This window comes from Sphingomonas sp. (genome assembly GCF_025362505.1).
Lineage (GTDB): Bacteria > Pseudomonadota > Alphaproteobacteria > Sphingomonadales > Sphingomonadaceae > Sphingomicrobium.
This window is the reverse complement of the sequence record NZ_JANYGG010000059.1, coordinates 1-10833: the sequence shown is the minus strand read 5'-3', so window position 1 is coordinate 10833 and position 10833 is coordinate 1. Positions and strand designations below refer to the sequence as shown.

Genomic DNA, 10833 nt, shown 5'->3' with positions numbered 1-10833 from the left:
TTTATTTCACTTGGTTGAAAAAACTTGCTTGAATGCCGGGTCCGCTGGTCGCAGAACCTTCCGACCGGGCGCGAATCTGCGCCGGGGGGCACAGAAAAACAGAGAATCCAGCGCCGTGAATTGCATCCGGCGCGACGGTCGAACTCTGTCCGGATAAAGGTGAGGACTCGGTCGGTGAAGCGTGGCGAAGATAGGTTGGATCATGCCCGGGAGGCAGTGGCCGCGCCGCTCGACGCCGCTTGGGAATCGATTCGCCAGGGGCTTCGCCGTGATCTTGGCGCGCGCACCTTCGACGGCTGGCTGAAGCCCGCCGAAGTCGGGCCGTTCGATGCCGACTCGGGCGAGCTGGCGATCCTGATGCCAAGCCAGTTCATGGCCGATTGGGTCCGCTCTCATTTCGGCGAGCGGTTGAACCTGGCATGGCGGGCAACGCTGCCGCTGGTTCGCGAAGTGCGGATTGGCGCGGTCGCCGACGCGCCCAAGCCTGCACCATTGCTGGTGCTCGAGGAAATTCCCGAAGCGCCCGAGCCGACGCTGACGCGCGACCCCAACGCGCCGCATTTCGATCCGCGCTATCGCTTCGAGACATTCGTCATCGGCAAGGCCAATGAGGTCGCCGCGACGGCCGCCAAGACGCTGGCGAGCGCCGACAAGGTCGCGTTCAATCCGCTGTTCATTCACGGCGGCACCGGGCGCGGCAAGACCCACCTGCTGCATGCGATCGGGCAAGCGTATCTCGCGACTAACCCGGGCGCGAAGGTCGCGTCGATGTCGGCCGAACGGTTCATGGTCGAATTTGTCCGCGCGATCCGCGAGAATGACACGATCGGGTTCAAGGGGCGGTTGAGATCGGCCGACCTGCTGCTGATCGACGATGTCCAGTTCATTGCCGGCAAGGATTCGACCCAGGAGGAATTCTTCCACACGATGAACGAGATCATCACCGCCGGGCGGCGGCTGGTGATCACTTCGGACCGCGCGCCGCAGGATCTCGACGGGATCGCCCCGCGAATCCTCTCGCGCCTGTCGTGGGGACTGGTCGCCGACATCAACCCGGCTGATTACGAGCTGCGCCTCAACATCATCGAGTCCAAGCTCACCTCGCTCCCCGGCGTCGTGATGCCGCGCGGCGTGGTCGAATTTCTCGCCCGGCGGCTGACCGCATCGATCCGCGAACTCGAAGGTGCGCTTAACCGCATCGCCGCCTATGCGGTGATGACCGGCCGCGCGATCGACATCGCGTTCGTCGAGGAAGTGCTCGCCAATGTGTTGCGCGCTAATCAGCGCCGCATCTCGATCGACGAAATCCAGACCCAGGTCGCCGAACATTACCGCATTCGCAAAGCCGAAATGACCTCCGCCAGACGCGCCCGCGAAGTCGCCCGCCCCCGCCAGGTGGCGATGTACCTGTCGAAGCAGCTGACTCCCAAGTCGCTGCCCGACATCGGTCGGCGCTTCGGCGGGCGCGACCACACGACGGTCATTCACGCGGTCAAGCAGATCGAGAAATTGCGCGCCAGCGATCCCGAGATCGACGCGGCGGTGCGGCTGCTGACGAGGCAGCTCGAAGGCTGATAGAGTTCACTCGTCCCCGCTTGTGAACGTAAAAGCCCCGCCGGGATCGCTCCCGGCGGGGCTTTTCGTTGACGGTATTTAGTCCGCTTGTTAGCGCGCTGCGACACGCCCGGGCGGGGGCACGGTGATCTTGACCGTCTCGCCATTGCGCCCCGGAAAGCCGGTGAACATGGCCTCGACGAGGTTGGGCACGATGCGGTTGAGATCGTCGTTTTGCGAACGCGCCTTAGCGTGTCCCTCGAACACCGACTGGTTGTCGCCCTTGCGACGAATGTCGAGGTCGAGGTTGCTGCGATAGACGGTGTAGCTGGTGATGCCGCTGTCGAACGGCGAGTAGAACGGGTCGTCCCAGCCATAGTAAAATGCGCTGCGGAAGCCGCCGAAGCGAGGATAATAATAGGGGCGCCCGTAGTAGCCGCCGAAGCCATAAGGCGAGCCGAACCCGCCATAGCCATAGCCATAGCCGTAGCGGCTACTGGCGAACGGGTCGGACTGATACTCGGTCGTGCCGCGGTCGACCGCATAGCCCATGTTGACGAGCAGCGTCGCCGCTTGCGAGGTCGGGGCGGGAGCATAGCCCTGCGCCTGCATCGCCTGCGCGACATAGGCACCGAAGCGCTGAAACTCGAGGCTCCCGCCCAGGCGCGGGTCCATCGGCACGACAAAGAAGCTCTGGCCTGCGGGGGCGGGCATCATCTGGAAGCGCGACACCTGAGCCGGAAAGCCGGTCGCGCAGCCTGACAGGCCGATGACAGCGGCACCCAGCATCGCGGCGGCGGCAAGGTTCTTGATACGCATTATAATTCACCCTTCAATTCGGGAAAACTGCTTGTACGAGAGGGATATAACGCGTTCTAGCCTGAATAGTCGATGAAGCGAGCCGAGACCGGGTTGAACGGGGACCAAGCCTCTCAGGCGCGCAGCCCGACCGCGCGATAGGCACCAGCAAGCGTCGGCGCGGCAAGTCCCGCCGCCCGCTCCGCTCCCGCCGCGAGGATGGCGTCGATCGCGGCTTCGTCCTGGCGAAGTTGTTCGAGCCGGGTCCGGATTGGGGCAACCGTTGCAATCATCGCTTCGGCCAGCACCGGCTTGAACGCGCCGAATCCCTGGCCGGCGAAGCGCGCCAGCACGGCCTCGACGCTTTCGTCGGACAGCGCGGCAAGGATGCCGACGAGGTTCTTCGCCTCGGGCCGCCCATCGAGTAGCGCCGGATCGTCGGGCAGCGGCTCCGGATCGGTCTTGGCCTTGCGTACCTTCTGGGCGATCGCATCGTCGCTGTCGGTCAGCGCGATGCGGCTCTGCTCGGACGGATCGGACTTCGACATCTTGGCCGAGCCATCGCGCAGCGACATCACCCGCGCCGCCGTGCCGCCGCCGATGAACGGCTCGGGCGCGACGAACAGCTCGGTGTCGAAATCATTGTTGAACTTGAGCGCGATGTCGCGGGCGAGCTCGATATGTTGCTTCTGGTCCTCGCCGACGGGGACGTGAGTCGCTCGATAAACCAGCACGTCGGCCGCCTGCAGCACCGGGTAGGTGAACAGGCCGACGCTCGAGCTCTCGCGGTTCTTGCCCGACTTGTCCTTGAACTGGGTCATGCGATTGAGCCAACCCATCCGCGCGGTGCACTGGAGGATCCAGGCGAGCTCGGCGTGTGCCGGGACCGCTGACTGGGCGAACAGCGTCGACCGCGCGGGATCGATCCCGCTGGCAATCAGCGCGGCGGCCATCTCGCGGACATTGGCGCGCAATTGCAGCGGATCGACATCGACCGTCAGCGCATGGAGGTCGGCGAGGAAGAACAGGCATTCCGCCTCCTCCTGCATCCGCACCCAGCGCAGGATCGCGCCGAGGAGGTTGCCGAGGTGAAGCCCACCGGTCGGCTGGATGCCGGAAACCACGCGCATCGTGGTCACGCCGCATCACTCCCCGCCTTGCGCTTGCGGCGGCTGACCAGCTCCTTGAGTTCGCGGGTGTTGGTGCCGCCGATCAGCAGGACGATCGGGAAATAGACCGCCATGCCACCACCGACGAGCGCGGCGACCCCGATCAGGCGGTGGCCGACGCTGCCCGCGAAGAAGTCGGCGAGGAAGTATTTGATCGCGAACAGCGCGGCGACCATCGCCGCGCCGGCAATCGCCTGTCGCGCGATGCGACTCAGCAGCCACCCCTCGATGCGGAAATGGCCACGGCGGTGAAGAATGACGTAGAGGATGGCGCAATTGATCCAGCTCGACAGCGCGATGACCGCCGACAGGCCGGCGATCCGGTGGACCGGGTCGCGATAGACCATCTGGACCACGAAATTCAGGACGACGTTGACGATCAGCACGAACACCGCAGTCTTGACCGGGGTCGCGGTGTCCTGGCGCGCGTAGAAACCTGGAGTAAGCACCTTGACCAGCACATAGGCGGGCAACCCAAGCACGATCAGCGACAGCACGAGCGCCGTCACCGCGGCGTCGTTGGCGTTGAAGTGGCCACCCTGGAACAGGGCGCCGATCAGCGGTCCTGATGCGACGCACAGCGCCAGCGCCGCGGGCAGGCATAGCAGCATCGCGAGCTCGGCCGCCTGGCTCTGGACCGCGGCGGCCTGCTTGGGGTCGCCGGCGCCGACATGGCGGCTGACTTGCGGCAGGATGGCGGTGCCGAGCGCGGCGCCGATCACCCCGAGCGGCAGCTGGTTCAACCGGTCGGCATAGTTGAACCAGGACAGCGAGCCGGTGCCGATCCGCGCGAGGAAGAAGGTGTCGATGAATGCGCTGATCTGGTAGACGCCGGCGCCGAACGTGGCGGGGACGACGACGCGCCCGAACTGGCGCACCCCGGGGGTCAGACGCGGACGGCGCAGCTTGAGCACGATCCCGGCGCGCTTCGCCGCCCACCACAGCAGGGCGATTTGCATCACGCCACCGATCGTCACCGCGATCGCGAGCGCGGTGGCGCTGATTTCGCCGCCGTCGCGAACGAAGATCAACGCGCACAGCATCGCGAGATTGAGCAATGCCGGCGCGAAGGCAGCCGCAGTGAATTTCGCTAGGCTGTTGAGGATGCCCGAGAACAAGGACACCAGGCTGATCAGCACGAGGTAGGGAAAGGTGATCGAGGTCAGGAACGTCGCCAGCGCGAGCTTCTCCCCGGTGTATCCCGAAATCGCCGCGACGAAGAGCGGCATGATGATTTCGAACGCCAGCGTGAACAGCACCAGCGCCGGCAGGAACACCGCCAGCACTTCTTCGGAAAAATGGCGCGCGCCTTCCTGGCCTTCGGCACCGTGGAGACGCTGGCTGTAGAGCGGCACGAACCCGGCCGAGAAGGCGCCTTCGCCGAACAGCCGGCGGAAGGTGTTGGGCAAGCGGAAGGCGACGAAAAAGGCGTCGGCTTGCCAGCTGGCGCCCATCACCCGCGACATCAGCATTTCGCGCGCGAAGCCAGCGACGCGGCTGACCAGGGTCAGCCCGCCGATCGTCCCGGTCGACTTGATCAGGCTCGCGCCGCCGCCCGTGTTCGTCGGTTCTGCCAAGGGGTTACGCCTGGCCGAGATCGGTCGGCTGGAAACCATCGGGCGCGGCGTGGCCGTTGGGCTCCTGGCCGGCATTGGCGGCCTCGACCTGCGCCATATAGGCCGCGCCAAAGTCGATCGGGTCGAGCAGCAGCGGCGGGAAGCCGGTGTTCTGGACTGCATCGGCAACGATCTGGCGCGCGAACGGGAACAGCAGGCGCGGCGCTTCGACCAGCAGGAACGGCGGAAGCGCTTCCTCGGGCAGGTTGCGGAACGCGAATACACCACCGTATGCTAGGTCGACGTGGAAGTGCGTGCCCTCGTTCGACTTGGCCGAAACCTCGATTTTCAGAGCAACTTCGTGCACATCATCGGTGATCTTGTTGATGGCAATGTTGAACTGCACGTCCAACAACGGCTGCACCCCCCACTGATAAACCGCGGGAGCGTTCGGGTTTTCGACCGACAAATCCTTGATATATTGGGCGATTGTTGCCGCCTGGGGCAGGTCGTCGTCGATCTGCGGGGCGGTGTCCGGGGTGGTGGCGGGCGTCTGCTCGTCGGCCATGATGGTCGTTCGTCCTTGCTGGATTGGAGTGGGGCGAAGCGCCCCGTTCGAGGGTCGCCGCGCGATTAGCAGCCGCCTTTCGGCGGTGCAATGAGCCGATGTCGTGGCACTGCCTTTGAAACCGTGCGTTAAGTCGCCTATGTTAGATACTGCGGGACCGGCCCGCGTCACAGCATGGACATTGATTTGACCGCCATCGTCATCCTCGCCCTCGTCGCCCTGTTCATCGGCCTGCGCCTCTACGCGGTGCTCGGCGAGCGCACCGGGCATGAGCAGCCGATCCTCAAGCCCGCCGATCCCGACGCCCGAGTCGAGGCGCGACCCGCGGTCGCCCCGGCCCAGACGTCGTCGCAGCTCGATCCGGCCGGAATGGCCTATCTGCCGCTGGCGGGTCCCGGGGTCTGCGCAATTCTTGCCGCCGATTCGAACTTCGACGTCGCCGGTTTTCTCGAAGGCGCGAAGTCGGCTTATCGGCTGGTGATGGAGAGCTTCTGGAAGGGCGACCTCGACACCATCCGGCCCCATGTCGACGGCCATATCCTCGATACGTTCGAGGCCGCTGTCGAACAACGCACGGCTGACGGCCTGACGCTCGACAATCGCCTGGTCGCGATCGAGCAGGCGGTCATCACCGAGGCGTCACTGACGAAGTCGGTCGCCGAAGTCAGCGTGCGGTTCGAAGCCGACATCGCCGCCGTAACCCGCAATGCCGACGGCGCGGTCGTCGCCGGGTCGATGTCCGACGCGGTGCAGACTCGCGACCGCTGGGCGTTCCGCCGCGACCTGTCGTCGCGCGATCCAAACTGGCTGCTGATCGAAACCGACGAGGAAGAGTGAGCTTGTTCCGGGCGTTCGCGCTCGCCTCGCTCTTGTTCGTCGCCGCCTGTGCGCAGCGTACGCCTGCGCCAGTGCTGGCGCCGCCTCCGGTTCCCGCGTCCACGCCGCCGCCTGCACCGATCCCCAACAATGCGCTGCTCGTCGGCGTCAGCGCGGGCGAGCCCCAGCCGCTCGATGAAGCAAGCGCGGCACGGGCATTGGTTGCCTTCCGGACGAGTTGTCCGGTGCTCATCAAGCGTGTCGATCTATCCGGACTAACCTTGGCGGGTCAGTGGGACTCGCTCTGCGCCGAGGCCGCGACCGTTCCGGGCGGAAGCGCCGCAACCTTCTTCCGCGACCGGTTCGAATGGGCTCGCGTCGGAGACGGCAAGGCGTTCGCGACCGGCTATTACGAGCCCGAGATCGCCGCCTCGCGCACCCGCCAGCCGGGCTACGACACGCCGATCTACGCGCTCCCCGCAGATCTGGTCCGCTGCGCGCGGCCCGACGGTACGCAGGGGAGGGGACGGATCGATCCGCTCACTCAAGCTTGCCTGCCCTATTTCACCCGCGCCGAGATCGACGACGGGGCGCTCGCCAATCGAGGGCTTGAGCTGGCCTGGGCAGCCGACCCCGTCGCGCTGTTCTTCGTCGAGGTGCAAGGGTCGGGCCGTCTCCGCTTGCCCGACGGGTCGGTCATGCGGATCGGCTATGCCGGGCAGAACGGCCAGGCCTACACCGCGATCGGGCGGTTGCTGCGAGAGCGCGGGACGCTGCCTCCTGGCGGAGCGACCATGCAGTCGATCGTCGCGTGGATTGCAGCGCACCCCGACGAGGGCAAGGCGCTGATGCGGGAAAATGCGAGCTACGTATTTTTCAGGGAATTGACCGGTCCGGGCCCGCTTGGCGCGCTCAATGTGCCGGTCACCGCCAATGCCAGCGTAGCCGCCGACCCGGCATTCGTGCCGCTTGGCGCGCCGGTTTACCTCGCGCTCGACCGGCCGGAGGCGCGCGGGCTGTGGATCGCGCAGGATACCGGCGGGGCGATCAAGGGTAGCAACCGGGTCGACACTTTCTGGGGTGCCGGGGCCGATGCCGAGCGGATTGCCGGCGGCATGGCGGCGAGTGGTTCGGCGTGGGTACTGGTGCCACGAGAGACAGTCGCCAATGCGCGCGCTCGACCCTGAGGAAAAGGAGCTGTGGGCGAAGGTCACCGCGACCATCCGCCCCTTGTCGAGAGACCCCATCGGCTCGGCGCCCGAGCCACTTGCGCTGTCTGTCGACGATCGTCCAAAGCCGCCCGCTCCGCTTGAGCGAAAGCCGAAGGGTCCGCCACCCCGCGCCCGCCCAACCACCGCGCCGCCGCCGCCGCGCCCCGGCACCACGCTCGACGGAAGCTGGGACAAGCGCCTTACCAAGGGCGGGGTCGAGCCCGACCGCATCCTCGATCTCCACGGCCATAACCTCGACACCGCCTGGTCGGCGATCGATCAGGGGCTGGAACGTGCCATCGCCGAGGGTGACCGGGTGCTGCTGCTGATAACCGGCCATGCCCGCTCGGGCGAACCGCCGGTCCAGCGCGGGCGGATCCGGGCCGCGGTACACGACTGGCTCGCCCATTCTCGACACGCCCGCCACATCGCTGCGGTGCGCGGCGCCCACCCGCGCCACGGTGGTGGCGGAAGTCTCTACCTGATCCTTCGAAGGCGCGGCTGACACCCGCCCAACCTTCCATGCTTTCTTAACCCCCAATGTTTACTGGCACAGAAAGGAAGGCGAGCGCGGCCGGGCGTTCGGGCGGCAATTTTATCATGAAAGAAGGCACCGCGCAGAAAGTCAGCAACGCGCTCCTGTCGAGCGTGGCTGGAGCCGCGTCGTTCCTCTTCTCGATTGTCGCCTTCCTTTATATCACCGAATTCAACGAGCAGATCGTCGCCTCGATCGTCGCCGGCGCCTTCTGCCTGCTGGTCAGCTACATCGCCTCGGAACGCCCCAACAGCGAAAATGCCCGAGCGCTCGCGGCGCTCGGTGATCGCTTGCTCGCGGTGGAGGACGGCGACCTTGTCAGCCCCGCTCCCGATATCGTCGTCCGCAACATGCCGGCGGTCGCCGCGGCGGTCGACAGCCTGTTCGCCGAAGTCCGCTCGTCGATCGAGAATGCCCATGCGCTCGGCATGTACGACCCGGTCACGTCGCTGCCCAACCGCCTCCACTTCCGTGCCGAGGCCGATAAGTTGCTCGGCGAGCGAGCTTGCGGCCCCGCCGATCAGCCCCCGGCGGCGATGCTGTTCGTCGACCTCGACCGGTTCAAGGCAGTCAACGACAGCCTCGGCCATGCGCGCGGCGACCAGCTGCTGATCATGGTCGCCAACCGGTTGCGCGTCGTGGTCAGCGCCGAAGTCACCGACAATGAAGTTCGTCGACCCTTGGTCGCGCGTCTCGCCGGCGACGAGTTCACCCTGTTCTTCCCGACGATCGGCTCGCCCGCCGAGATCGAGCGGGTCGCGCGGCGTATCGCGCTGGCAATCAGCGAGCCGTTCGAGCTTCATGGCCACAGCGTCGACATCGGCGCGTCGATCGGCGTCGCGATCAGCCCCGACCACGGCACCAGCATCGAATCGCTGATGCGCGCCGCCGACATTGCCATGTATCGCGCCAAGTCGCGCGGCGGCGGGCAGCATTGCCTGTTCTCCGATGAATTGCAGCGCGAACATCAGGTGAAGGTAGAGACCGAGCAGGCGCTGACCGAAGCCGTCCATCGCGGCGAATTCCTCCTGGCGTTGCAGCCTCAGCTGAGCCTGCGCACCGGGGAGGTCACCGGGGCCGAAGCACTACTCCGCTGGCGCCACCCGCGTGACGGCATGCGCCAGCCCAACAGTTTCATACCAGTCGCCGAACAGACCGGGATCATTTCCGAGATTGGCGAGTGGGTGATTGCCGAAGTCGCCTCGATCCTTGGCGCATGGCATCGCGAGGGCAATGTCCACCGGGTGGCGTTCAACGTGTCCCCACGCCAATTGGACCGCAGTGATTTCTTCAGCCGGATGCGCCAGGCATTCATCGACCAGCAGGTGCCCTTGTCGCTGGTCGAACTGGAATTCACCGAGTCGGCGGCAATGGAAGTCAGCGAGACCGTATTGACCGAAATCGCCGCGCTTCGCGCCGATGGCGCCAAGATCGCGATCGACGATTTCGGGACAGGCTATTCGAACCTGGCACGGCTGCGTGCAATGCCGCTCGACCGGGTCAAGCTCGACCCGTCGCTGATCGCCGATATCGAGACGAGCGAGAAAGCACGGGTCGTCGTCCAGGCGGTGGTTCAGCTGATCCACGGCGTGGGTTGCGAAATTGTCGCCGAAGCGGTCGAGACCGTGGCGCAGGCCGACATATTGCGCGCAATGGGGGTCCAGACAGTCCAAGGCTTCGTCTTCGCTCACCCGATGTTCGAAGAAGAATATCGCGAGTGGGTGCTGAACGCCGAAAATGGCGGGGTAAGGCAGCGGGCGTAGTTGTTGCGCTCTTTACGAAAACGCCTTCGAAATTACCCGCCCGTAGATCCGTGACAGCGCGCGAATGTCTTCCACTGCCGCGCACTCATCTAGCTTGTGCATCGTCGCGTTGGGCAGGCCGAAATCGACCACCGGGCACAGCTTGATCAGGAAGCGTCCGTCCGACGTCCCGCCGCCAGTCGAAAGGGCAGGCTCGATTCCCATCTCCTCGCGGATTGCCGATACCACCAGGTCGTAGAGGAGGCCCGGCGGGGTCAGGAACGCCTCTCCCGAGATGAGCGCACGCACGACCGCGCCCGCGGCTTCGCGCGTCACAACCTCCTCGACCATCGTGACCAGGTCAGGCCCGCGCTGAAGATTGTTGTACCGTATATTCAGCCGCGCGCTGGCGCCCCCGGGGATGACGTTGGGCGCGCCGGGCTCGGTCGCGACATCGGTGAACTCCAGGTTCGACGGCGGGAAAGCGTCATTGCCGTCGTCGAGGTGGATTGCCGTCAGCGCAGCGATGATCCGGCCGAGTGCGGGGATCGGATTGGCAGCCTTGTGCGGGTAAGCGACATGCCCCTGCGTGCCGGGCACGTCGATCCACATGTTGACCGATCCGCGCCGCCCGATCTTGATCGTGTCGCCAAGCTGCGTCTCCGACGTCGGCTCGCCGATCAGGATGAAATCGGGGATCCGCCCGTCCGCCTCCAGCCAGTCGATGATGGCAACCGTGCCGTGCTCACCGGGACCCTCCTCGTCGCCGGTGATCAGCAACGACAGCGTGCCCGTGCCCTGCACTGGCGGGATGGCGGCGACGAAGGCGGCGATTGCGCTTTTCATGTCGTTGGCGCCGCGTCCGGTGAGCATGCCGTTTTCGA

10 protein-coding genes are annotated in these 10833 nt (G+C 65.7%); 5 read left to right on the top strand and 5 right to left on the bottom strand.

Annotated features, from left to right (window positions below; genetic code table 11):
* The first annotated feature begins 195 nt into the window (after positions 1-195).
* Positions 196-1575 carry a chromosomal replication initiator protein DnaA gene (dnaA, locus tag Q0R27_RS04850; protein ID WP_293941593.1) on the top strand — a complete coding sequence of 460 codons (1380 nt, stop codon included), beginning with the start codon at positions 196-198 and terminating at the stop codon, positions 1573-1575.
* Between the two features lie 90 nt (positions 1576-1665).
* On the opposite strand, the gene Q0R27_RS04845 is transcribed toward dnaA, so the two are convergent.
* The 4 genes from Q0R27_RS04845 to secB form a co-directional block, all read right to left on the bottom strand.
* The gene (locus tag Q0R27_RS04845; protein ID WP_293941590.1) at positions 1666-2373 is read right to left on the bottom strand and encodes a DUF4136 domain-containing protein; all 708 of its coding nucleotides are present in this window, start codon (positions 2371-2373) and stop codon (positions 1666-1668) included.
* Between the two features lie 113 nt (positions 2374-2486).
* Positions 2487-3482 (bottom strand): tryptophan--tRNA ligase, encoded by a 996-nt coding sequence (gene trpS / locus Q0R27_RS04840; protein ID WP_293941598.1) that lies wholly within the window; start codon positions 3480-3482, stop codon positions 2487-2489.
* Between the two features lie 5 nt (positions 3483-3487).
* A complete protein-coding gene (gene murJ, locus Q0R27_RS04835; protein ID WP_293941587.1) occupies positions 3488-5098 on the bottom strand; it encodes a murein biosynthesis integral membrane protein MurJ in 1611 nt (536 codons plus the stop codon).
* 4 nt (positions 5099-5102) lie between these two features.
* On the bottom strand, positions 5103-5645 hold the full coding sequence (secB, locus tag Q0R27_RS04830) for a protein-export chaperone SecB (protein WP_293941584.1): 543 nt from the start codon (positions 5643-5645) through the stop codon (positions 5103-5105).
* Between the two features lie 186 nt (positions 5646-5831).
* Here secB and Q0R27_RS04825 point away from each other — a divergent pair, with 186 nt between their 5' ends.
* From Q0R27_RS04825 to Q0R27_RS04810, 4 genes are all read left to right on the top strand, one after another.
* Positions 5832-6482 carry a Tim44/TimA family putative adaptor protein gene (locus Q0R27_RS04825; RefSeq protein ID WP_293941596.1) on the top strand — a complete coding sequence of 217 codons (651 nt, stop codon included), beginning with the start codon at positions 5832-5834 and terminating at the stop codon, positions 6480-6482.
* Positions 6479-7648 carry an MltA domain-containing protein gene (locus Q0R27_RS04820; protein ID WP_293941581.1) on the top strand — a complete coding sequence of 390 codons (1170 nt, stop codon included), beginning with the start codon at positions 6479-6481 and terminating at the stop codon, positions 7646-7648. The genes Q0R27_RS04825 and Q0R27_RS04820 overlap by 4 nt, the downstream gene beginning before the upstream one ends.
* Positions 7629-8177 (top strand): Smr/MutS family protein, encoded by a 549-nt coding sequence (locus Q0R27_RS04815; protein WP_293941578.1) that lies wholly within the window; start codon positions 7629-7631, stop codon positions 8175-8177. Before Q0R27_RS04820 ends, Q0R27_RS04815 begins: the two co-directional genes overlap by 20 nt.
* A gap of 95 nt (positions 8178-8272) precedes the next feature.
* Positions 8273-9970, top strand: a complete 1698-nt coding sequence (locus Q0R27_RS04810; RefSeq protein WP_293941575.1) for an EAL domain-containing protein — start codon at positions 8273-8275, stop codon at positions 9968-9970.
* A 12-nt stretch (positions 9971-9982) separates the two neighbouring features.
* Here Q0R27_RS04810 and dapE read toward each other — a convergent pair.
* Positions 9983-10833, bottom strand: an 851-nt coding sequence (gene dapE, locus Q0R27_RS04805) for a succinyl-diaminopimelate desuccinylase (protein WP_293941571.1), incomplete at its 5' end; no start/stop codon positions are given.